This window comes from Burkholderia sp. 567 (assembly GCF_040545115.1).
In the GTDB taxonomy this organism is placed as follows: domain Bacteria; phylum Pseudomonadota; class Gammaproteobacteria; order Burkholderiales; family Burkholderiaceae; genus Burkholderia; species Burkholderia ambifaria.
This window is the reverse complement of record NZ_JBEPLG010000002.1, coordinates 269,025-292,257: the sequence shown is the minus strand read 5'-3', so window position 1 is coordinate 292,257 and position 23,233 is coordinate 269,025. Positions and strand designations below refer to the sequence as shown.

Genomic DNA, 23,233 nt, shown 5'->3' with positions numbered 1-23,233 from the left:
AGAAGCATGGACAAAGGCATACTCAAGAACGTTTCGATCAACTTCATCGGGCTGATCCTGCCGACCTTCGTGTCGCTGGTGACGGTGCCCGCCTATATCCACGCGCTGGGGGTCGAACGCTACGGCGTCGTCAGCCTCGTGTGGACGCTGATCGGCTATTTCGGGATCCTCGATCTCGGGATGAGCATGGCCGCGCAGAACCACATCTCGAAGGCGCTCGCGAGCGGCAACGCGGACGAAAGCGCGCGGGTCTTCTGGAGCGCGTTCTGGCTGAACCTCGGCACCGGCATCGTGGGCGGCCTGCTGATCTATTTCGGCGCGTTCGTCTACACCGCGTATTTCACGAAGGTGTCGGCCGCGATGCAGCACGAGGTGTATCTCGCGCTGCCGTGGCTCGCGCTCGCGATTCCGCTCGCGAACGTGTCGTGGGTATTCGCCGGCGCGATCAACGGCGCCGAACGGTTCGGCGTGTTCAACACGAACCAGACGATCGGCACGTTCCTGTTCCAGCTGCTGCCGCTCGGCGCCGCATGGTGGATCGCACCGAACCTGCAGACGGTGCTGGCGGCCGCGGTTGTCGCGCGGCTCGTCGCGGCGGTGATGCTCGGTCACGCGAGCATCAAGGTGCTCGGGATCCGGCGCATCGACCCGCCGCAATGGGGCACCGCGAAAGGGCTGTTCAACTTCGGCGGCTGGATGCTGATCGCGAGCACGACGAGCATGATCGCCGACACGCTCGATCGCGTGATGCTCGGCGCCGGCATGGGCGCGAAGTTCGTCACCTACTACACGGTGCCGCAGAACCTCGTCACGCGCCTGAACATGCTGCCGAACGCGCTGGTGCGCACGCTGTTCCCGCGCCTGTCGGCGGTCGGCCGCGATCACGCCGATACGCTCGCGCGCCAGTCGCTCGAATTCCTGAACGGCGTGTTCACGCCGGTCGGCATCGTCGCGATCTTCGCGCTCGCGCCGTTCCTCACGCTGTGGGTCGGCGCCGATCTCGCCGCACATTCCGCGCCGGTCGGCCGCGTGCTGGTGATCAGCGTGTGGCTCGTCGGCCAGGCGAGCGTCACGCGCATCCTGATCCAGTCGCAGGTCAACCCGGCCCGCGCGGCGTTCGCCGGGCTCGTCGAGATGCCGTTCTTCGTCGGCGGCCTGTGGTTCGGCATTCATCACTTCGGGCTGATCGGCGCAGCGGTGGTCGTTGCCGCCCGCGCGCTGGTCGACTACGGCGTGCTGCTTTACCTGTCGGCAATCCGGATGCGCGCGATCTTGCTCGACATGCTCGCGCATCTCGCCTTCCTGCTCGCGAGCCTGTTTCTCGCGCAAGCGTGGTCGGGGCTCGGCGAGTCGATCGGCCTGTGCGCGGTCGTGCTGCTGCTGAACCTTGCGTGGTCGCTCACGATGACGCCGGGGCTGCGCGCGCTCGTGCGCGACCTGTTCGTCCGTCTCAATGCGAGGAAAACCATATGAATCGCGATCTGGCGGAACACGCCATCCTGAACGTGGCCACGGCGGATGCCGCTGTGGCCGAAGCCGGCGCCGCCTCGCTGCGGCGGACCGAAGCGGCCGCGCCGGCGGGCGCACGCGATGCGTCGCGTCCGGTGCGCGTGGCGATCGTCCACGACTGGCTCGTCACGTACGCGGGCGCCGAGCGCGTGCTCGAACAGATCGTCGCGTGCTTTCCCGACGCGGACCTGTTCAGCCTCGTCGATTTTCTCGACGATCGCGCGTTCGTGCGCGGCAAGCCGGTGACGACCTCGTTCATCCAGAAACTGCCGTTCGCGCGCACCAAGTACCGCAGCTACCTGCCGCTGATGCCGCTCGCGATTGAGCAGCTCGACGTGTCGGACTACGACCTCGTGATCTCCAGCAGCCATGCGGTCGCGAAGGGCGTGCTGACCGGGCCGGACCAGATGCACATCAGCTACGTGCATTCGCCGATCCGCTATGCGTGGGATCTGCAGCACCAGTATCTGGAACAGTCGAACCTCACGCACGGGCCGAAATCGCTGCTCGCGCGGATGATCCTGCATTACATCCGCAACTGGGACACGCGCACCGCGAACGCGGTGGACGGGTTCGTCGCGAACTCCGCGTTCATCGCGCGACGCATCCGCAAGGTGTATCACCGCGACGCGGCGGTGATCTTCCCGCCGGTCGACGTCGACGGCTTCTCGCTGAACGAGGTGAAGGACGATTTCTACCTGACCGCGTCGCGGATGGTGCCGTACAAGAAGATCGACCTGATCGTCGAGGCCTTCTCGCGCACGCCGGAGCGCAAGCTCGTCGTGATCGGCGACGGCCCGGAGATGCAGAAGATCCGCGCGAAGGCCGGCCCGAACGTCGAGATCATGGGCTACCAGCCGTTCGCGGTGCTGCACGACCGGATGCGCCGCGCGAAGGCGTTCGTGTTCGCGGCCGAGGAGGATTTCGGGATTTCGGTGGTCGAGGCGCAGGCGTGCGGCACGCCCGTGATCGCGTACGGCAAGGGCGGCGCGCTCGAAACCGTGCTCGAGCCGCGCTCGCACGCGAACCCGACCGGCCTGTTCTTCGACGAGCAGACGCCGCACGCGATCGTCGCGGCGGTCGACGATTTCGAGCGCGCGCCGCAGCGTTTCACGCCGCACGCGTGCCGCGCGAATGCGGAGCGCTTCTCCGCCGACACGTTCCGCCGGCGTTTTCTCGACTATGTGGAGGCCGCGCTGCCCGGCGCGACCGCGCAGCGCGGCACCGCCGCCGCGCCGATGCCGGCCGCGCACGGCCCGGCGACGCTCGTGCTGGACCAGAGCGGCGTGCTCGGCGGCGCGGAGCTGTCGCTGCTGGAGATCATGAAGCACATGCGCGCGAACGCCGACGTGCTGCTGTTCGACGACGGCCCGTTCCGCGCGGCGCTCGACGAGATCGGTGCGCGCGTCGACGTGCTCGACCAGGGCGCGCTCGCCGGGGTGCGCAAGCAGGGCGGCGTGTCGGTCGGCGCGTTGAAGCGGCTCGCCGGGCTGGTGCGCGACGTCGCACGGCGCGCACGGCGCGCCGAGGTGATCTACGCGAACACGCAGCGCGCGATGGTGGTCGCGGCGCTGGCCGGGCGGCTCGCGCGCAAGCCGGTGGTATGGCACCTGCGCGACATCGTCAGCGGCGACCATTTCGGCAGCAAGCAGCTGATGGCGATCAAGTACTGCGCGCGGTTCGGCGTCACACGCGTGATCGCGAACTCGGATGCGTCCGCGCAGGCGTTCCGTGCGCTGACGGGCTTCACGCCGCAGCACGTCGACGTCGTGTTCAACGGCATTTCGGCCGAACCGTTCGACGCGCTGGACCAGGCCAGCCAGGCCGCGCTGCGCGCGCGGTTCGGGCTGCCGGAGCACGCATGGCTGGTCGGCTCGTTCAGCCGGCTCGCGCACTGGAAGGGGCAGCATCTGCTGCTGGAAGCCGCGGCACGCCATCCCGACATGCACGTGGTGCTGGTCGGCGCGCCGCTGTTCGGCGAGGACGAATACGCGGCGCAGCTGCACGAGATCGTCGCGCGTCACGGGATGGACGACCGCGTCCATTTCCTCGGGTTCCAGCGCGACGTGGCCGCGTGCATGAAGGCGGTCGACGTGGTCGCGCATACGTCGATCACGCCGGAGCCGTTCGGGCGCGTGATCGTCGAGGGGATGCTCGCGCGGCGGCCGGTGGTCGCGGCGCGTGCGGGCGGGGTCGTCGAGATCATCGAGGACGAGGAAAACGGGCTGCTCTGCGAGCCGGGCAACGCGGCCGCGCTGGCCGATGCGCTGGGCAGGCTGAAGCACGACACCGCGCTGCGCGAGCGGCTCGTCGCGAGCGGGCGGGCGACCGCGGTGCGCCGGTTCGGCACCGAAACCTATGTGGAGCGGGTCGAGAAGATTCTCGCGGATACGGCGAAGGCCGCGAAGGCGAAGAAGCGGTAGGCGCGGTGCGCGCCGACGCGCGATGCGTCGGGAAACGAGCCCTCATGCGGTGTCGTGCTGCATGGGGGCTTTGCTTTTGGGGGGCGTGTCGCGCGGTTGGGCGATGGGGGTCTCGATGGGCCGATGCGGTGTTCGCGCACGGATCACCCGAACGCGGCTGTCGGCCGCGCTGTGATCGCTTGACGGAACGCCCTGAGCGGCGCCGTGCGGTCATGGTGCGGAGCTGACGAGGGGTTGGGCGATGTAACGGTAGTGCAGCCGCCCTGACGGCCGTCTGGCTCGATTGGGATGCTTGCGTACCGGGTGCCTGCCGCGACCCGGCGCGCGAATGGATCCCGGCGGTCCGTCCCGCCCATGTAAAAGCCCCCGCGCAGCCTGAGGCCGGGCGGGGGCGGGGCGATGAGCGCGGGAGCGACGCCGGTCAGACGGCCCGTTCAGGAGCCGGCGCGACGACGCGAGCGGTGCGCGTCGGCTTTAGGCTCGCCGCCCACATCATCGCCGGGCGTTCGAACAGCCGGTAGAACACGTAGGCGACCGGAATTGCGGCGGCCATGAACGCGAACGACGGCCAGATCGAGAGTTGCAGTTCGGAATGGAACAGCACCGAGCCGAGGCACACGAACAGCGGCAGGTGGATGAGGTACAGCGAATAGCTGAAGTCGCCGAACCAGCCGAGCACGCGCAGCAGCGGCGTCGGGCGCGGCGGGCACGCGAGCGCGCGGTACAGGAAGCACGCGAAGCCGGCCGCCCACAGCTGGAATGCGCCGTACTGGCCGATATGGAACGCGCCGCAGCCCGCGGCCAGCAGTACGGCGGCCGCGACGTACCACGCCCGCGACGGCACCGCAGCCGGGCCCTGTGCCGGCTGCGCGCGCACGTCGGCGATCCACGCGCCGATCGTCCAGGACAGCCAGTACGACGTGAAGAACTGCAGGTCGTGCCGTTCGAGCAGCCATGCCGACGCGACGTTGACGAGCGCGACGGTCGCCACGATGGCCGGCATCCCGATGCGTCGGCGCAGCGCGAACAGCAGCGGGTAGATCGCATAGAACTGCACTTCGAGCGACAGCGTCCACAGTGCGCCGTTCGACCCGTACGTGTAGCCGGCGACGCCCTGCAGCGAGAACAGGTTCACGAGGAACGCGGTGAGGCCGACGTCGCGGATCTTGTGGCTGACGGGCGCGATCTGCAGGCTGACCGCGTCCATCGCGAGCGTGAACAGCAGCGCGGCGAGCAGCACCGGGTAGATCCGCGCGAAGCGGCGCGCCCAGAAGTTCGTGGCGTCGAGCCGGTACGCGGGGTTGGCCGCGAGCTTGAGCGCCGCGTTGCGGTGGATGCAATAGCCGCTGATCACGAAGAAGATCGGCACGCCGGCGGATCCCCACGCGAACGGGAAGGTCAGGTAGCCGACGATCACGCTCGGGTCGAGCGCATGACCGTAAGCGCGATGGAAGCTCTGCATGCCGACCCAGACGACCTGGCGGCAATGGAAATAGGCGACGAGCAACGCCGCGAACCCGCGCATCGCGTCGATCACGTGTTCCTTGTGGTCGGCGACGGGCGGCGCGGTCAAAGGCGATCCGCTGGAAGCTTGCATGCGATTCGAGTCCTTGCGACGGATGAAGGGGATGGTCCAATCGTAATGCGCAAGAATTCGATCGAATCAATAAAAAAATCCGGCCGCGAAATAATGGTATTTCAGATAGTGGTTTTAGCCGGCTCTGAAAGCGGTTTGGCAGCCGCTACAATTATTTGCGGATTTTTTTCTGATAGTTTGAAGCTCCAGTTGATTGAAGCAAGGAGCGGCAAGATGGACATGCATTGGATCGCTAGCGCGGCTGTACTGCTGGTCATGGCCGTGCTGTCGGCGTACCGCGAGGCGCTGCAGAACGAGCCGATTCGCCCCGGTCTCGAGCGGGGCGGCGTCCCGTTTATCGAGGAATTCGATTCGTAAGAATTTGTATCCGGAAAATCGGTAATTTGTTTCTGCTTCGGCAATCGGGTCGGCAATATCGACCGAGTCGGCGGATTATCTATTATTACGGAAACATGGGCAATCGTTCCATATCGAAAATGAGCGGAGTGGAATTGGCCGTACCGTCGATTCTCGATATGCCGTTCGGAAAACAATCGCGCCGGGTCGCAGGGCGACGCGGCGCAGTCAACGCAATCAGGATGCGAACATGTTGAAAGTCACCAGGGCCGTGTTTCCCGTTGCCGGTCTCGGCACGCGGTTCCTCCCGGCAACGAAGGCGAGCCCGAAGGAAATGCTGCCCGTCGTCGACAAGCCGCTGATCCAGTACGCGGTCGAGGAAGCGATCAACGCCGGTATTACCGAGATGATCTTCGTGACGGGGCGCAGCAAGCGCGCGATCGAGGATCACTTCGACAAGTCCTACGAGATCGAGGCCGAACTCGAGGCGCGCGGCAAGGAAAAGCTGCTCGAGCTCGTGCGCGGCATCAAGCCGAGCCACGTGAACTGCTTCTACGTGCGCCAGCCGGAAGCGCTCGGCCTCGGCCATGCGGTGTTGTGCGCGGAAAAGCTCGTGCACGGCGAGCCGTTCGCGGTGATCCTCGCCGACGACCTGCTGCACGGCGAACAGCCGGTGCTCAAGCAGCTCGTCGACGTGTTCGACCACTATCACAGCTCGGTGATCGGGGTCGAGACGATCCCGCGCGAGGACAGCCGCTCGTACGGCGTCGTCGAGGGCCGCGAGTGGGAAGAGGACATCATCAAGCTGTCGGGCATCATCGAGAAGCCGGCGCCGGAAGACGCGCCGTCGAACCTCGGCGTGGTCGGCCGCTACGTATTCATGCCGACGATCTTCGATCATCTGCGCAAGCTCAAGCCGGGCGCCGGCGGCGAACTGCAGCTGACCGACGCCGTCCAGTCGCTGCTCGCGAACGAACAGGTGCTCGCGTATCGTTACTTCGGCACGCGTTTCGATTGCGGCAGCAAGATCGGTTATCTCAAGGCGACTGTCGAGCTCGCGCTCCAGCATCCGGAAGTGAGCCGCGAATTCGAGGCGTACCTGCGTACCTGCCTGCCCGCGCTGGCTGCTGTCGCATAAGCAGCCGCGCTGCTCCGCTGTTTCAGGTGGTGGTTGTTCCGTTGGCCCCGGCTGCCTTGTGCGCCGGGGCTTTTTTGCGTGTGGGCGAGGTGGGGACGGCGCGGTGCGGGGTAGTCGGCGCGGGCCGAATTCGGCGGGATCGAACCGGGGCGTGCGTGGCGATTCCGGTGTGCCGTAACGCGCGAGCCGGTTTTCGCGTGCGCGGTGCGCAGTGCGTTGGCTGCCGGACGCAGTGGCGATGAAACCGGCGCTGACGTGCCGCTTGCGCGCGGCTTCAGGGACGAAGATTGCGCGGGGCGATAGCCGTCGTTGATGCTGGGTCGGTGTGTCGCTTCGCGGTGGGTGTCGACGAAGCGCCACGTTGGCGCAGCGGCACTTTCATCCGCCGACGTGATGCGAGTTCCTCGACGGACGAACGGGGCCGCCGGCCGCACCGTTTCGGTGCCCGGCGTCGCGGGCCCCCAACGCATGTTTTCCGCTTGCGTCGCGCGCGGACGACTGTTCCGCTCAGCGCGGCGACGTGCTCGGCCGCGCGACGAAGTAGCGGGCCAGCATCGCGGCGATCGGCTTCTTGAAGTCGAGCAGGCGCCTTTCCAGATAGCGCCACGACAGATGGGCGAGCACCACCGCGAGCGCGAACTGCAGCAGTTCGGGCAGCGCCCCCCGGACGATGCCGGGCATCGGCACGTGTGCGAACAGCGCGGGCATCTCGCCGAAACGTGTCGGAATCAGGTTGTGGAACAGGTAGAAGCCGTAGCTGATCGTGCCGAGATAGACGAGCGGCGCCCGGTCGAGCAGCGCCACCGCCGGATGGTCGGGCTCGGTGACGATCCACAGCATCAGCGCGCCGAGCGACACGGACAGCCCGAGATCGACGAGCCCCGAGACGATGTCCGGCAGCGCCGTGAACGCGGGCAGCGTGAGGAAGAACACGACGCCGATGGCCGCGAGCCAGCCGGGCGGAATGCGGCGGACAACGGTCGGGCCGCGATCGGCGAGCGCCATCGCCCCGACGCCGCCGAGCGCGATCAGCGCGAAATTCCACGGGGAAAACGCGTAGATCAGCACCGGCGACGCGTCGAACGCGTACAGCGCGAGATGCGCGAGCGCGCACAGCGCGACGGCCGCGATGCCGAGCGCGACGTGGCGCGCGGCCGGCACCGCGAGCAGCGTGAGCGGCGCGATCAGATAGAACTGCTGTTCGACGGCGAGGCTCCAGAAGTGCGACGTGGAGCCCGGCCAGCCGTCCTTGACGACGCCGATCCAGTAGTTCGACAGGAACGCGGCGTGCCACGGGAGCCCGAGATTGACGCCGCGCTGGTAGAACAGCGCGTGCGCGATCGCGAGCGCGGCGAGCAGCAGGTAGTAGACGGGAAAGATCCGCAGCGCGCGCTTCGCGAGGAACAGCGCGAGCGCGTGGCGGCGACCCATCGTGCCGCATTCGATCGCCTGACGGTTGCGATGCAGTTCGCCGACGATCAGGAATCCGCTGATGAAGAAAAACGTCCACACACCGAGCTTGCCCACGTCGACAGCGAGGACGTGGCCCTTGTGGGACAGGAAAACGAGGATGACGGCGATGGCTCGCAGGCCGTCGAGTCCTTTGACGTATCTGACTTCGCGCATGAAGACATCCGGGGCACTGAGCGAGGTCAGTATAGGTGTGCAAATATCGAACGTAATTCGCGTTCGGGCGTATACGTCACGGTGTTTTTTGACGTTCGAGCGTCGATGAAGTCGGTCGCGCGCAACAAAACCTGCGGGAAACCCCGCGAAAACGCATAAAAGTACTGCACGAAGCGTCGAGGCGCTTGTAGAATCCGGCGTTGAAGCGCGCGCGTTGCACGCTTCGTGTATCCAACGACCACACCTGGTAGGAGAAACATGGCGACTTCCGCAAAAAAGGTGGCCAAGAAGGCTGCCGCACCGGCCACCAAGAAAGTGGCTGCAAAAAAGGCTGCGCCCGCGAAGAAAGTAGTGGCCAAGAAGGCTGTCGCGAAGGCAGCACCGGCTGCTCCGACGCCGCTGAAGGACAAGTTCACGAAGGCATCGCTCGCAACGCACATCGCTGAGCGTGCAGCTGTCGAAGTGAAGGCGGTCAAGGCAGTGCTCACCGCACTCGAGAACGTCGTGCTGGGCTCGGTTCACAAGAAGGGCGCAGGCGAGTTCACGCTGCCGGGTCTGCTGAAGATCACGGCGCAAGTCGTGCCGGCGAAGAAGAAGCGCTTCGGCAAGGATCCGTTCACGGGCGAAGAGCGCTGGTTCCCGGCAAAGCCGGCCAGCGTGCGCGTGAAGGCACGTGCGCTGAAGAAGCTGAAGGACGCGGCTGCGTAATGCCGCGTAACGGCCGCCGAATGCAAGTCGGCGACCGTTGCGATGTCCGACGGTCCCCGTACGCGAAAGCGTGCGGGGATTTTTATTGCGCTGCGCAAAGCGCGCGGGGGTGAGGTCGCGCTGTGCGGATGCGGCGTGACATTGGTGCGTATCCCGTGCTGCGGGCCGTTCATGCGGACGGCAGGATCGCTGCGTGCGCGCGGCGCGCAGCTTTGCAGCGCTGCGCCTCGCGCAAGTCTCGCGTCAGGAACGCGGCGATCGTTCCCGTCGAGTTGCCGGCCAGCTGGCTGCCGCGTGCGCCGCGTGCGCTGCGATCGAACGGCATCTCGGCACGACGCTGCTGCCGATGCATCTGTTCGGCTAAGCGCTCACGGCGGGTGAAACCGCGCAGCGAGATCGACCTGCTGATGACGATTGCCGCATCGCCGGGCGAAGCGGCGCGGTGTGGTGCGCGCTGATGGTCGACTTGCTCGATGTGTCGGCGTTGCCGGGGAGCACTGCGCACATGCGCGCGCTGGAAGCGACGATCGTCATGCGTGGCGACATGGCGACGTAGTGCCGTGGTGTCATCCGGCCCGACGCGCGCTCCACTTCGGCGCGTGGCTGCGCGGCGAGCTACGCGCGGGCATCGGCGAGTCGCCGTGCGTCGGTCAAGATCTCGCGATCCTGTTGACGAAGATCCGGTGGCACGGCGTTGCGCTGCTCGGGCCGCGCGCGGCTGCGTGGTTCGAGCCGGTGTCCGCGCGCGACTTCGTCGCCGCGCTGCTGGCGACCGTCGCGCAGTGGCACGCCGAGCGGGGATTGGCGCGGCGACGAATACGGCGTCGTGCTTGCGCACGCACGCATCCAGTAAAGCGCCGTGACCGGCAAGATCGCGCCGAAGGACTTCGCCGCGGCGCAGGTACTGGCGGGCTTGCCCGACGCGTGCCGCCCCGTTCCGTCGCCGCGTGCACCGTCTATCAGCACGGTGACGGCGCCGATGAACTGCCGTCACCCGAACCGGTCGCCGCATTCGTGTGCGGGGCGTGACGGATCGTCGAAGCGATGCTGTCGACGTAGCGATGTACGAACGGCCGCGACCTTGCGATTGCGTCGCGGCGCGATGCAATCCGTCGAAGCGTGTGGTCATTGGGCGGCCCACGCGCACACCCCGACCGCACACCCCGAAGCACACCTCGAAGCACACCCCGAACGCCCCCCGCGCCCCCCGCGCCCCCGCGCCCCCGCGAACACCGGCGCGCGCCGCCCGTTGCCTTCGTCAGCCCGCCGTGCCCGCGTACGCGGCCTTCAGCGCGGCGACGTCGAACTTCGTCATCTGCATCATGGCCGCGGCCACACGTGCCGCCTTGACCTCGTCGCGGTCGGTCATCATCGGGATCAGTGCGTCGGGCACGATCTGCCATGACACGCCGAAGCGATCCCGCAGCCAGCCGCAGCCGTCGGCCGTGCCGCCGTTGTCGAGCAGCGCGCTCCAGTAACGGTCGAGTTCGGCCTGGTCGGCGCAACTGACCATCAGCGAAATCGCGTGGTTGAACGTCTCGGTGCGCGGGTGGCTCATCGCGGTGAACGGCTGTCCGAACAGTTCGAACTCGACCATCCGGGTGCCGCTGGTGCCGGGCACCGCCGTGACGCGCACGACGCGCGAGTTCGGGAAAATGTCCGTGTAGAAGGCCGCGGCTTCTTCGGCTTCCGTCGCGTACCAGAGGAACGGCGTGATCTTCTGAATCGTCATGGAGCGTCTCCTGTCTGCTGTCGGTGAGGGACGGCCAATCTGCATGCCGTCATCGATACGACGAATGAAGCGCGTCGAAATCGACATGTCGAAGCATACGTGCTTCACATCGGAGGATCAGGGAATCGGGAAGTGGGGAAAGCGGCGCATCCGACTCGACAGCGCGACGTGTCCGGCAGGCGTTCAAAGGGGCTTCCCGCGCGCGACAGGGGCCCCAGGCGCCGCTCGCGACCGGTTGCCGTATCCGAGGGCCCGGCAGCGGTCGCAGCCCGTCACGACGCCGCCGGCAACGGACGAAAAAAAACCAGCCAGGGCCGAAGCCGATGACTGGTTTTGCAGTTCGGCGGCATGGCGTCGAAGACGCCATGCACACCGGAAACGTACTTCTTAGAACTTATGACGAATGCCGAGCGCGACGAGTTCGGCCGAGCTCTTGCCGGCGAAGCCGTACGAAGCGATCGACGCTTGCGCGCTTTGCTGCACGCCGTCGACGAGCTGCGTACCGCTCGCGTGCTGGTATGCGCCAACCAGGTAGATGTCCGTGCGCTTCGACAGCGAGTAGTCCGCGCCGACACCGACTTGGTGGTACTTCGCCTTCGTGTCGCCGCTGGCTCGCGTGTACGAGTAGCCGAGGCCCAGCAGCAGCGGCGGCGTGACCTGGTACGTCACGAACGCGCGGCCCGTGTTGTACTTTTCGGTCGAACCGAAGCCCGAGAATGCATCCGGCTTGTACTGTGCGTTGCTGTAGCCGAGGCCGAACGTCACCGGGCCCAGTGCGTACTGACCTGCGACTTGCGCGATGGCGATCGACTTCGCCGTTGCGTAACCCGAGTTGATCGGGCCGTCGAAGATCGCGTCGGACGTCGTCGAGCCCCAGCCTGCGCGGCCGACAGCCGTCGTCGGCGACGGGTTGGCTGCGTAGAAGTAGCCTGCTGCAACGCCGACCGGGCCGTTGTTGTAGGCAGCCGCGACCGACCACGTCTGGCCCGAACCCGTCTTGCCTGCAACGCCGCCGAGGGCGTACATGCCTTCGACCTGGAAGCCGCCCCAGACCGGCGACGTGTACTTGATTGCGTTGCTGACGCGCAGCGAGTTGTCGTTGTTGTCGACGTCGCCCGGCGTTGCCATCACGCTGCCGAAGTAGTTGTCAGCCGTCACTGCCTGGACCAGGTCGACCAGCGGGTCGTACTGGCGGCCGAGCGTCAGCGTACCGTACTGGTCGCTCTGGAGGCCGACGAATGCCTGACGACCGAACATGCGACCGCCCTGGTTCAGGTGGCCCGTGCCCGGATCAAAACCGTTTTCCAACTGGAAGATCGCCTTCAGGCCACCGCCGAGGTCTTCAGCACCTTTCAGGCCCCAACGGCTGCCTTGCAGGTTGCCCGACAGCATTTGCCACGAGTTGTTGGCTTGACCGTCGTTGCCGTGCACCCATGCGATCGACGTGTCGATCACGCCGTACAGCGTCACGCTCGACTGAGCATGAGCAGCGCCGGCGGCGCCCAGCAGGGCGAGCGAGAGGGTCGAGAGAGCGAGTTTCTTCATCGTTGAGTATCTCCACGCAAGTGATTCGTCATTCGTTATTTGTTGCGGATTGGAGAATAGCTCAGTGCCAACCATGCAAGAAAGCTTAAAAAATAAAGTGTCTCGAAAAGGTAACAGCAGGAAAAAGTCTATATATATCAAGCACATCAACGACCGTTCCTCTTTTTGAAACAGTTGACATTTGTTGCGGCGCGATTGTTGCAGTGGGCGATGCGCTCGGCAGCGGAAGGGCGAATTTCGTGGGGTGGCACGCAGAAATCGAGGCGAGCAAACGTTTGCCGTTGCAGCGGCCAAACCGGGCCGATGCAAAAATCGCATCAACACGCATGAACGCGCGGCAGGGCCTGGTGATTGCGAAAACGAACGCGGTCGCGTAGGGAGTCGATGGGACACCCGGCAGCGCGCGCGAGGCGCGCGGCCGCATGGGAGGCAAGCTGCGCGGAGAATCAGTCGTCGCGTGTGCGATCCGCGGTGGGATCCATCGGCGCGGGCACGCCGGCAGTATTGCGTGCGCCGCGATGCGCATCGCCGCGCGCGGCCGCGAATTCCGCGCCGAGCAGCAGCACGGCCGCCGAGAAGTACAGCCACATCAGCAGGACCGCGAACGATCCGGCCGCGCCGAACGCACTGGCCGTCCCGGCCCGCGCGAGATACAGCGCGAACAGCTTCTTGCCGCCGGAGAACAGGATCGCGGAGACGATCCCGCCGATCACCGCGTCGTGCCATGCGACGTGTGCGTCGGGCAGGAACTTCATCAGCACGGCGAACGCGCCCGCGAGCACCGCGACGCCGACGACGAGCTGCAGCACGTTGGTGATCGCGACGTATGGAGAATCGCCGAGCAGCCATGTGCCGATGAACGTGATCACGGTATCGAGCACGAGCGACACGATCAGCAGGAACGCGACGCCGAGCACGAGCCCGAACGAAATGAGCCGCACCCGCACGAGCCCGAGCATGCTCGACCAGCGGTTTTCCGAGCTCGGCCAGATCACGCTCAGCGCCGTGTTCAGCGACGCGAAGGTCGCCGATGCGCCGATCGCGAGCGCGGCGAACGAGATCAGCGTCGCGATGCCGCCGCGCTCGCCCGCGCGATGCGCGTTCTGCACGATCGTCTGGATGCTGGCCGCCGCATCGTCGCCGATCAGCTGGTGGGCCTGCTCGAACACCTGGCCGCGCGCGGCTTCGTCGCCGTAGAACCAGCCGGCCACGGCGATCACCATCACGAGCGTCGGCGCGAGCGAGAACGCGGAAAAGAACGCGATGCTCGCGGCCATCGCCGAGCAGCGGTGGGAAGAGAAACGCTTGAATGCGTTGAGCGCCCAGTTGGCCTGCTGTTGCGCGAGGCGGGTCGCTTCGGATGTGATCTGTCGTTTCATGACGGTTCGGTTGCGCGCTGATCGCCGGACATCGGTGGATCAGACAAATCGGTATTGATCCGAGGATTGCATCATAGTTGCGCTCAATGTCTATAATCCTTTCAGTTTCTCCTTACCCCACAAAGACGCCGAGACCATCATGCTACAAATGTCACGGCGCCAGTTCCTGAAGGTGACGGCCACGTCGCTTGCCGGATCGAGTCTTGCCCTGCTGGGCTTTTCTCCGACCGAAGCGCTCGCCGAAGTCCGACAGTACAAGCTGGCGCGCACCGTCGAAACCCGCAACACCTGTCCTTATTGTTCAGTGGGTTGCGGCATCCTGATGTACAGCCTCGGTGACGGCGCGAAGAACGCGCAGCCGAGCATCATTCATATCGAAGGCGATCCCGACCATCCCGTCAACCGCGGCACGCTGTGCCCGAAGGGTGCGAGCCTGATCGATTTTATCCACAGCCCGAGCCGCCTGACGCATCCCGAATACCGGGCGCCGGGATCGGACAAGTGGGAGCGCATTTCGTGGGGCGATGCGCTCGACCGGATCGCGAAGCTGATGAAGGCCGATCGCGACGCGAACTTCGTCGAGACGGCGGAAGACGGCGCGAAGGTCAACCGCTGGCTGACCACCGGCATGCTGGCCGCGTCGGCGGGCAGCAACGAAGTCGGTTACCTGACGCACAAGGCTGTCCGCAGCCTCGGGATGCTCGTATTCGACAATCAGGCGCGTGTCTGACATGGCCCGACGGTGGCAGGTCTTGCCCCGACGTTTGGCCGTGGAGCGATGACGAACCATTGGGTCGACATCAAGAACGCGGACGTGATTCTCGTAATGGGCGGCAATGCAGCCGAGGCCCATCCGTGCGGTTTCAAGTGGGTAACGGAGGCGAAGGCGCACCGCAAGGCGCGGCTGATCGTCGTCGACCCGCGCTTTACGCGTACGGCCTCGGTGGCCGACTACTACGCGCCGATTCGCACCGGCACCGACATCGTCTTCCTGGGCGGCGTCATCAACTATCTGCTGACGAACGACAAGATCCAGCATGAGTACGTGAAGAACTACACGGACTTCTCGTTCATCGTGCGCGAGGATTTCGCGTTCAACGACGGCATCTATTCCGGCTATGACGCCGAGAAGCACGCGTATCCGGACAAATCGAGCTGGGACTACGAGCGCGGCGACGACGGCTTCGTGAAGGTCGACCCGACGCTGCAGCATCCGCGCTGCGTGTACAACCTGATGAAGCAGCATTACGCGCGCTATACGCCGGACATGGTCCAGCAGACGTGCGGCACGCCGAAGGAGAAATTCGTCAAGGTGTGCGAGATGCTCGCGACCACGGCCGTTCCCGGCCGCGCGGGCACGGTGCTGTACGCGCTCGGCTGGACCCACCACTCGATCGGTGCGCAGATGATCCGCACCGGCGCGATGGTGCAGCTGCTGCTCGGCAACATCGGCATCGCCGGCGGCGGGATGAACGCGCTGCGCGGCCACTCGAACATCCAGGGGCTGACCGACCTCGGGCTGATGTCGAACCTGCTGCCGGGCTACATGACGCTGCCGATGCAGTCCGAACAGGATTTCGACGGCTACCTCAAGAAGCGCACGCAGCAGCCGCTGCGGCCCAACCAGCTGAGCTACTGGAAGAACTACAAGGCCTTCCACGTCAGCTTCATGAAGTCGTGGTGGGGCGATGCGGCGACCGCCGAGAACAACTGGGGCTACGACTACTTGCCGAAGCTCGACAAGCAGTACGACCTGCTGCAGGCGATCGAGCTGATGAATGAAGGCAAGATGAACGGCTACATCTGCCAGGGCTTCAACCCGCTCGCGGCGGCGCCGTCGAAGGTGAAGACGGCCGCCGGGCTCGCGAAGCTGAAGTGGCTCGTCATCATGGATCCGCTCGCGACCGAGACGTCCGAGTTCTGGAAGCATCACGGCGACTACAACGACGTCGACGCGTCGAAGATCCAGACCGAGGTGTTCCGTCTGCCGACCACCTGCTTCGCGGAGGAAGACGGCTCGCTCGTGAGTTCGAGCCGCGTGCTGCAATGGCACTGGAAGGGCGCGGAGCCGCCGGGCGAGGCGAAGAGCGATCTCGAGATCATGTCGGGGCTGTTCCTGCGCATGCGCAAGATGTACCAGAAGGACGGCGGCAAGTATCCGGACCCGATCGTGAACCTCACGTGGCCGTATGCGAACCCGGAAAGCCCGACGCCTGCCGAGCTCGCGATGGAGTTCAACGGGCGCGCGCTCGCCGATCTGCCGGATCCGAAGGATCCGACGAAGACGCTCGTGAAGAAGGGCGAGCAGCTCGCCGCGTTCGCGCAACTGAAGGACGACGGCACGACCGCGAGCGGCTGCTGGATCTTCTGCGGTGCATGGACGCAGGCCGGCAACCAGATGGGTCGGCGCGACAACTCCGACCCGACCGGCATCGGCCAGACGCTGAACTGGGCGTGGGCGTGGCCCGCGAACCGGCGGATCCTGTACAACCGCGCATCGTGCGACGTGAGCGGCAAGCCGTTCGACCCGACCCGCACGCTGATCGGCTGGAACGGCAGCGCGTGGAAGGGCGCCGACGTGCCGGACTTCAAGGCGGACGAAGCGCCCGAGACCGGGATGGGGCCGTTCATCATGAATCCGGAAGGCGTCGCGCGCTTCTTCGCCCGCGCGGGGATGAACGAAGGTCCGTTCCCCGAGCACTACGAGCCGTTCGAGACGCCGCTCGCGGCGAACCCGCTGCACCCGAACAACCCGCAGGCGCTGAACAATCCGGCTGCCCGCGTGTTCCCGGGCGACCGCGCGTCGTTCGGCAAGGTGTCCGAGTTCCCGCACGTCGCGACGACGTACCGGCTGACCGAGCATTTCCATTACTGGACCAAGCATGCGCGGCTGAACTCGATCATCCAGCCCGAGCAATTCGTCGAGATCGGCGAGGACCTCGCGAAGGAAGTCGGCGTCGCGCACGGCGATCGCGTGAAGGTGTCGTCCAAGCGCGGCTACATCGTCGCGGTCGCGCTCGTCACGAAGCGGATCAGGCCGCTGATGATCGAGGGCAAGAAGGTCCAGACGGTCGGCGTCCCGTTGCACTGGGGCTTCAAGGGTCTGACGAAGCCCGGCTATCTCGCCAATACCCTGACTCCGTCCGTAGGCGACGGCAACTCGTACACACCGGAATTCAAGTCGTTCCTGGTGAAGGTCGAAAAGGCGTAAGGGGAAAGAGATGGCATTGCAATCGCTGGATATCAAGCGCGTCTCGGCCACCACGACGCCGCCGCCCACGGCGCGCGAACCGGTGACCGGGAGCGTCGCGAAGCTGATCGACGTATCGAAGTGCATCGGCTGCAAGGCGTGCCAGACGGCATGCATGGAGTGGAACGACCTGCGCGACGAGGTCGGCACCAACGTCGGCGTGTACGACAACCCGGCCGACCTGACCGAGCACTCGTGGACGGTGATGCGGTTCTCCGAATACGAGAACCCGGCCGGCGACCTCGAATGGCTGATCCGCAAGGACGGCTGCATGCACTGCGAGGATCCGGGCTGCCTGAAGGCGTGCCCGTCGCCGGGCGCGATCGTGCAGTACAACAACGGGATCGTCGATTTCCACGAGGAGAACTGCATCGGTTGCGGCTATTGCGTGACCGGCTGCCCGTTCAATGTTCCGAGGATTTCGAAGAAGGATCATCGCGCGTACAAGTGCACGCTCTGTTCCGACCGCGTCGCGGTCGGCCAGGAACCGGCCTGCGTGAAGACCTGCCCGACCGGCGCGATCGTGTTCGGCACCAAGGAGGACATGAAGCAGCACGCGGCCGAGCGGATCGAGGACCTGAAGGAGCGCGGCTTCGAGCATGCGGGGCTGTACGACCCGCAGGGCGTCGGCGGCACGCACGTGATGTATGTGCTGCACCACGCGGATAAACCCTCGCTGTATCACGGGCTGCCCGACGATCCGTCGATCAGCCCGATGGTGAGGCTGTGGAAGGGGATCGCGAAGCCGCTCGCGGTCGCCGGCATCGCGCTGACCGCGCTCGCCGGATTCTTCCACTACATCCGCGTCGGTCCGAACGAGGTCACCGCGGAAGACGAGGCCGCCGCCCGCGACGAGGCGCGACGCATCGAGGAGGACGCAAAATGAATCACGACGACCCCAACCTGATCGTCCGCTACACGGCGAACGAGCGCACGAACCACTGGATCACCGCGATCACCTTCGTGCTGCTCGCGCTGTCCGGGCTCGCGCTGTTCCATCCGTCGATGTTCTGGCTCACCGCGCTGTTCGGCGGCGGCCAGTGGACGCGGATCCTGCATCCGTTCATCGGCCTCGTGATGTTCGTGTCGTTCGCGATTCTCGTGGTGCGCTTCTGGCACCACAACGTGCTCGACGCGGACGATCGGCAGTGGCTGAGGCAGATCGACGACGTGGTGACCAACCGGGAAGACAGGCTGCCGCCCGTCGGGCGCTATAACGCCGGACAGAAGCTGCTATTCTTCACGTTGGTGGCGTGCCTGCTGCTGCTCCTGCTGTCGGGGATCGTGATCTGGCGGCGCTACTTCTCGTTCTACTTCCCGATCGGGGTGATCCGCGCGGCCGCTGTCGTGCATGCCGTGGCGGCTTTCGTGCTGATCGTGAGCATCATCGTGCACATTTACGCGGCGTTGTGGGTGAAGGGTTCGATCGGCGCGATGGTGCGCGGCACCGTCACGCTGGGCTGGGCCCGCAAGCATCACCCGAAGTGGTTCCGTGAAAGCGTGAAATAACGCACCGGAGCGGAACGGTGCGCCGATTGCGGCGTACCGTTTCGCCACCCGCCGGAATCGCCAGAAGCGCCGATTCGTCGGCGCTTGTTTATTTGGAAGACATATTTGTGACACAACGCATTCTCGAACCGACCGAGATCTCGGCGCTCGATCATTCGGCCATTCCGCGCTTTTGCCTGCCGGAGCGCGCCACCGTGTTTTCGGCGCGCGCCGCGCGGCTGCGCAAGCTGGCCGACCTGAACCCGATCAGCGGCTACCTGCGGCTGATGGCCACGGTCGCCGATGCCCAGCATGCGACGCTGCAGACGCTCGAGCTGCCGCTGCCGTCGAAGGAAGCGATCGCACGTGCGCAGCAGCATTCGATGCCGCTCGTGCCCGCGCTCGGCGGCGAGCGCGATCCGCGCTGGCGCGCGGTGCTGTATGAACTGCTCGACCGCGTCGAAGGCGCCGGGCTCGTCAACCCGCAGCTCGCGAAGCTGCTCGACCGGCTGCGCCTGATGTCGCCCGCCGAACTCGATGCGCAGGCCGAGGCGATCCTCGCGCTGCGCTTCGCCGAGGTCGACCCGGCCACCGCGCCGTTCCTGATGGCCGCGCTGCAGGTCGTCTGGACCGATCTCGCGAGCCGCATCGCGCCGGCCGAGATCCCGTATCTCGACCAGCCGGGGCTATGCCCCGTGTGCGGCACGCATCCGGTGGCGAGCGTCGTGCGCGTCGGCGGCCAGTTCCAGGGCTACCGTTTCCTGCAGTGCGGGCTGTGCACGACCGAGTGGCACATGGTGCGCACGAAATGCTCGCACTGCGACTCGACCAAGGGCATCGCTTACCACGGGATCGAGGGCGGCAGTGAAGCCATCAAGGCCGAATCGTGCGACGAATGCAAGACTTACCGCAAGATCGGCTACCAGGAGAAGGACTACGAGTTCGAGCCGCTCGCGGACGATCTCGCAAGCCTTACGCTCGACCTGCTGATGAATGAAGCCGGCTACCAGCGCAGTTCGCCGAACCCGCTGCTGTGGCCGGACATGTCGCGCGAAGCGGATTGACGGCAGGCAGCCGGGGCCGGCGCGCGAGCACCGGCGCCGACCGCCAGCCCCGCATGGAAATGGAGCCACCCCTACGTGAGCGAACCGGGTTTGAATGAACTGAATGCCGTCCTCGCGCGCGTACCGTCGGTCGAGCGCGTGCTGTCGTCGGCGCCGCTGCAGCCGCTGCTCGCCGACTATGGCCGCACGCGCGTGCTGAACGCGGTGCGCGCCGAACTCGAACGCTGGCGTACCGCCGCGCAGCAGGATCCGGCGGCGGCCGAGCCGCTCGACGAGCCGCGCATCGCGGCAGCCGTCGCCCGCACGCTGGCCGCGCGGAGCGCGGGCGCCGTGCGCGCGGTGTACAACCTGACGGGCACCGTGCTGCATACCAATCTCGGGCGCGCGCTGTTGCCCGACGACGCGGTGCGCGCGGTGGTCGACGCGCTCACCCAGCCCGTGAACCTCGAATTCGATCTCGCCACCGGCCGCCGCGGCGACCGCGACGATCTGATCGACGATCTGCTGTGCGAACTGACCGGCGCGCAAGCCGCGACCGTCGTCAACAACAATGCCGCGGCCGTGCTGCTCACGCTGTCGGCGCTGGCAACGAAGAAGGAAGTCGTCGTGTCGCGCGGCGAACTGGTCGAGATCGGCGGCGCGTTCCGCATCCCCGACATCATGAGCCGCGCCGGTGCGAAGCTGCATGAAGTCGGCACGACCAACCGCACGCATCTGCGCGACTATGCGGAGGCCATCGGCCCGCGCACGGCGATGCTGATGAAGGTGCACTGCAGCAATTACGCGATCAGCGGCTTCACGAAGGAAGTGACGCTGGCCGAACTCGCGCCGCTTGCGCGCGAACGCGGGCTGCCGGTGGCGGTCGATCTCGGCAGCGGCACGCTCGCCGATCTGTCGCAATGGGGCCTGCCGCACGAGACGACCGTGCAGGAAACCATCGCGGCCGGCGCGGACCTCGTCACGTTCAGCGGCGACAAGCTGCTCGGCGGGCCGCAGGCCGGCCTGATCGTCGGCGATCGCGCGCTCATCGCGAAGATCAAGAAACATCCGCTCAAGCGCGCGCTGCGCGTCGGCAAGCTGACGCTCGCCGCGCTCGAACCCGTGCTGCGGCTCTATCAGGCGCCGGAATTCCTGTGCGAGCGGCTCACGACGCTGCGGCTGCTGACGCGGCCGCAACGTGACATCGCCGAGGCCGCCGAACGCGTGCGTCCGGCGTTGCAGGCCGCGCTCGGCAGCGGCTTCGACGTGCGCGTCGAGCCGATGTTCAGCCAGATCGGCAGCGGTGCGCTGCCGCTCGATCAGTTGCCGAGCGCCGGGCTCGTCGTGCGCACGCCGGACGGCAAGCGCGGCGGTCGTGCGCTCGCGCAGCTCGAGAAGCGGCTGCGCGAATGGCCGCGTCCGGTGATCGGCCGCGTGGCCGACAATGCGCTGCGACTCGATCTGCGTTGCCTCGAAGCGGCCGACGAAGCGACATTCGTCGCGCAATGCGTGCGGATTGCAGGGCCCACTGAATGATCGTCGGGACTGCAGGACATATCGATCACGGCAAGACGACGCTCGTGCGGGCGCTGACGGGCGTCGACACCGACCGCTTGAAGGAAGAGAAGGCGCGCGGCATCTCGATCGAACTCGGCTATGCGTATACGCCGCTCGAGAACGGCGACGTGCTCGGCCTGATCGACGTGCCCGGCCACGAGAAGCTGGTTCATACGATGGCGGCCGGTGCGTGCGGAATCGACTTCGCGCTGCTCGTGATCGCCGCCGACGACGGCGTGATGCCGCAGACCCGCGAGCATCTCGCGATCCTGCAACTGCTCGGCGTGACGCATGGCGCGGTCGCGCTGACGAAGTGCGATCGCGTCGACCCCGCGGCCGTGGCGGCGGTGCGCGACGAGATCGCCGCATGGCTGCACGGCTCGACGCTCGATGGCGCGCCGATCTTCGAAACCTGCGCGACGCGCGACGACGATCCGGGCGTCGCCGCATTGAAGCGTTTCCTCGCCGATGCGGCGCTCGCGTGGCGCGCGCGCCGCGATGATGGCCTGTTCCGGCTCGCGGTCGACCGCGTGTTTACGCTCGCCGGGCAGGGCACCGTCGTGACGGGCACCGCGTTCGCGGGCCGCGTGGCGACCGGCGACACGCTCGCGGTCGTGCGCACCGGCGGCGCGGCGCGCGTGCGCAGCATCCATGCGCAAAACCGACCGGTCGACGCGGGCCGCGCGGGCGAGCGCTGCGCGCTGAACCTGGCCGGCGTCGACAAGGCCGACGTCGAACGTGGCGACACCGTCGCGGATGCGCGGCTCGTCGCGACGTCGCCGCGGCTTGACGTCGAACTGACGCTGCTGGCCGACGCGGGGCTCACGCTGACGCACTGGGCGCCGCTGCACGTGCATCTCGGCACGCTGCATCGCGTCGCGCACGTCGCGCTGCTCGACGGCGATACGCTCGCGGCCGGCCAGAAGATGCGCGTGCAACTGGTGTTCGACGAACCCGTGTTCGCGCTGCCGGGCGATCGCTTCATCGTTCGCAATCCACAAGCGACGCGCACCGTCGGCGGCGGCCGTGTGCTCGACCCGTTCGGTCCCGCGCGCAAGCGCCGCACGCCCGCGCGCCGCGCGTGGCTCGACGCACTGGCGGAATGGCTCAACGAAGGGCGGCTCGATGCGCTGCTCGCGCAGGCGCCGCTCGGTATCGCTCGAACGATGCTCACGCACCTCACCGGGTTTGCGCCCGACGTGCTCGCGTTGCCGGACGATGCGCTTGCGATCGGCCAGCGCGACGCCGCGTCGAACGACGGCACGGTGATGGCGCGGGCGCACTGGCTGGCGCTGCAGGCGCGCACGATCGATACGTTGCGCGCGTATCACGAGCGCGTGCCGGACGAGCAGGGGCTCGACGCGGCACGTCTGCGGCGGATGGTGGCGCCGCTCGTCGGCGATGCGCTGTGGCGTGCGCTCGTCGATGCGCTGGTGGACGGCGGGGAGGTAGCGCGTAGCGGGCCCTGGCTGCATCTGCCGTCGCATTCGGTGAGTTTCGATGCGCGCGAGGAAGCGCTGGCGCGGCAACTGCTGCCGCTGATCCACGCCGGGCGCTTCGATCCGCCGTGGGTCCGCGATCTGGCGCGCGACACGGGCACGGCGGAGGAGGCCGTGCGGGCGCTGCTGCGCAAGCTCGCGCGGCGCGGCGACGTGCAGCAGGTCGTGCGTGATCTGTTCTATCACGCGGATATCGTGCGCGAGCTGGCCGGGCTCGTTGCGGATCTCGCGCCGACGCGCGGCGGCGGGCTCGATGCGGCGACGTTTCGCGACGCGACGGGGCTTGGCCGCAAGCGTGCGATCCAGATTCTCGAGTTCTTCGATCGGGTTGGGTATACTCGCTTCCACCGCGATCTCCACTTCCTGCGGCCTGACAGCGGTTGGGCGAGTATTCAGGCGTAAC

18 protein-coding genes are annotated in these 23,233 nt (G+C 66.6%); 11 read left to right on the top strand and 7 right to left on the bottom strand.

The window, feature by feature from the left end; genetic code table 11:
• The first annotated feature begins 6 nt into the window (after positions 1-6).
• Both ABIC50_RS06790 and ABIC50_RS06785 read left to right on the top strand, forming a co-directional pair.
• Positions 7-1,473, top strand: coding sequence for an oligosaccharide flippase family protein (locus ABIC50_RS06790; protein ID WP_011658395.1), 1,467 nt, complete (start codon positions 7-9; stop codon positions 1,471-1,473).
• Positions 1,470-3,932: a glycosyltransferase family 4 protein gene (locus ABIC50_RS06785; protein ID WP_354162572.1), complete on the top strand. Its 2,463-nt coding sequence runs from the start codon at positions 1,470-1,472 to the stop codon at positions 3,930-3,932. The genes ABIC50_RS06790 and ABIC50_RS06785 overlap by 4 nt, the downstream gene beginning before the upstream one ends.
• Positions 3,933-4,353: 421 nt before the next feature.
• Here ABIC50_RS06785 and ABIC50_RS06780 read toward each other — a convergent pair whose 3' ends face one another.
• Complete coding sequence (locus ABIC50_RS06780) at positions 4,354-5,529, bottom strand: acyltransferase family protein (protein ID WP_354162569.1); 1,176 nt, start codon at positions 5,527-5,529, stop codon at positions 4,354-4,356.
• Between the two features lie 45 nt (positions 5,530-5,574).
• Between ABIC50_RS06780 and ABIC50_RS06775 the strand changes: the two genes are divergently transcribed.
• Positions 5,575-5,886 (top strand): hypothetical protein, encoded by a 312-nt coding sequence (locus ABIC50_RS06775; protein WP_175658692.1) that lies wholly within the window; start codon positions 5,575-5,577, stop codon positions 5,884-5,886.
• Between the two features lie 229 nt (positions 5,887-6,115).
• Positions 6,116-7,003, top strand: a complete 888-nt coding sequence (gene galU, locus ABIC50_RS06770; RefSeq protein WP_006754479.1) for a UTP--glucose-1-phosphate uridylyltransferase GalU — start codon at positions 6,116-6,118, stop codon at positions 7,001-7,003.
• Positions 7,004-7,510: 507 nt separating this feature from the next.
• Here the strand turns inward: galU and ABIC50_RS06765 are convergent.
• Positions 7,511-8,629 carry an acyltransferase family protein gene (locus tag ABIC50_RS06765; RefSeq protein ID WP_354162566.1) on the bottom strand — a complete coding sequence of 373 codons (1,119 nt, stop codon included), beginning with the start codon at positions 8,627-8,629 and terminating at the stop codon, positions 7,511-7,513.
• A gap of 258 nt (positions 8,630-8,887) precedes the next feature.
• Here ABIC50_RS06765 and ABIC50_RS06760 point away from each other — a divergent pair, with 258 nt between their 5' ends.
• Positions 8,888-9,337, top strand: a complete 450-nt coding sequence (locus ABIC50_RS06760) for an HU family DNA-binding protein (RefSeq protein ID WP_006754477.1) — start codon at positions 8,888-8,890, stop codon at positions 9,335-9,337.
• 169 nt (positions 9,338-9,506) lie between these two features.
• Here the strand turns inward: ABIC50_RS06760 and ABIC50_RS06755 are convergent, their stop codons facing one another.
• From ABIC50_RS06755 to ABIC50_RS06735, 5 genes are all read right to left on the bottom strand, one after another.
• On the bottom strand, positions 9,507-9,842 hold the full coding sequence (locus ABIC50_RS06755) for a hypothetical protein (RefSeq protein ID WP_354162563.1): 336 nt from the start codon (positions 9,840-9,842) through the stop codon (positions 9,507-9,509).
• A 110-nt stretch (positions 9,843-9,952) separates the two neighbouring features.
• Positions 9,953-10,303, bottom strand: a complete 351-nt coding sequence (locus ABIC50_RS06750) for a hypothetical protein (protein WP_354162561.1) — start codon at positions 10,301-10,303, stop codon at positions 9,953-9,955.
• A 292-nt stretch (positions 10,304-10,595) separates the two neighbouring features.
• Positions 10,596-11,069, bottom strand: a complete 474-nt coding sequence (locus ABIC50_RS06745) for a VOC family protein (protein WP_011658404.1) — start codon at positions 11,067-11,069, stop codon at positions 10,596-10,598.
• A gap of 387 nt (positions 11,070-11,456) precedes the next feature.
• Entirely contained in the window at positions 11,457-12,614 is a 1,158-nt protein-coding gene (locus tag ABIC50_RS06740; RefSeq protein ID WP_175659529.1) for a porin, read from the bottom strand.
• A 446-nt stretch (positions 12,615-13,060) separates the two neighbouring features.
• On the bottom strand, positions 13,061-13,993 hold the full coding sequence (locus ABIC50_RS06735; protein ID WP_354162558.1) for a YihY/virulence factor BrkB family protein: 933 nt from the start codon (positions 13,991-13,993) through the stop codon (positions 13,061-13,063).
• A gap of 139 nt (positions 13,994-14,132) precedes the next feature.
• Here ABIC50_RS06735 and fdnG point away from each other — a divergent pair, with 139 nt between their 5' ends.
• From fdnG to selB, 6 genes are all read left to right on the top strand, one after another.
• On the top strand, positions 14,133-17,204 hold the full coding sequence (gene fdnG, locus ABIC50_RS06730) for a formate dehydrogenase-N subunit alpha (RefSeq protein WP_354162555.1): 3,072 nt from the start codon (positions 14,133-14,135) through the stop codon (positions 17,202-17,204).
• Positions 17,205-17,214: 10 nt separating this feature from the next.
• On the top strand, positions 17,215-18,129 hold the full coding sequence (gene fdxH / locus ABIC50_RS06725; protein ID WP_011658409.1) for a formate dehydrogenase subunit beta: 915 nt from the start codon (positions 17,215-17,217) through the stop codon (positions 18,127-18,129).
• Entirely contained in the window at positions 18,126-18,752 is a 627-nt protein-coding gene (locus ABIC50_RS06720; RefSeq protein ID WP_105831433.1) for a formate dehydrogenase subunit gamma, read from the top strand. Before fdxH ends, ABIC50_RS06720 begins: the two co-directional genes overlap by 4 nt.
• A 107-nt stretch (positions 18,753-18,859) precedes the next feature.
• Complete coding sequence (gene fdhE / locus ABIC50_RS06715) at positions 18,860-19,795, top strand: formate dehydrogenase accessory protein FdhE (RefSeq protein WP_354162552.1); 936 nt, start codon at positions 18,860-18,862, stop codon at positions 19,793-19,795.
• Between the two features lie 75 nt (positions 19,796-19,870).
• Entirely contained in the window at positions 19,871-21,310 is a 1,440-nt protein-coding gene (gene selA / locus ABIC50_RS06710) for an L-seryl-tRNA(Sec) selenium transferase (RefSeq protein WP_354162549.1), read from the top strand.
• Positions 21,307-23,232: a selenocysteine-specific translation elongation factor gene (gene selB / locus ABIC50_RS06705; protein WP_354162546.1), complete on the top strand. Its 1,926-nt coding sequence runs from the start codon at positions 21,307-21,309 to the stop codon at positions 23,230-23,232. Before selA ends, selB begins: the two co-directional genes overlap by 4 nt.
• Position 23,233 lies beyond the last annotated feature (1 nt).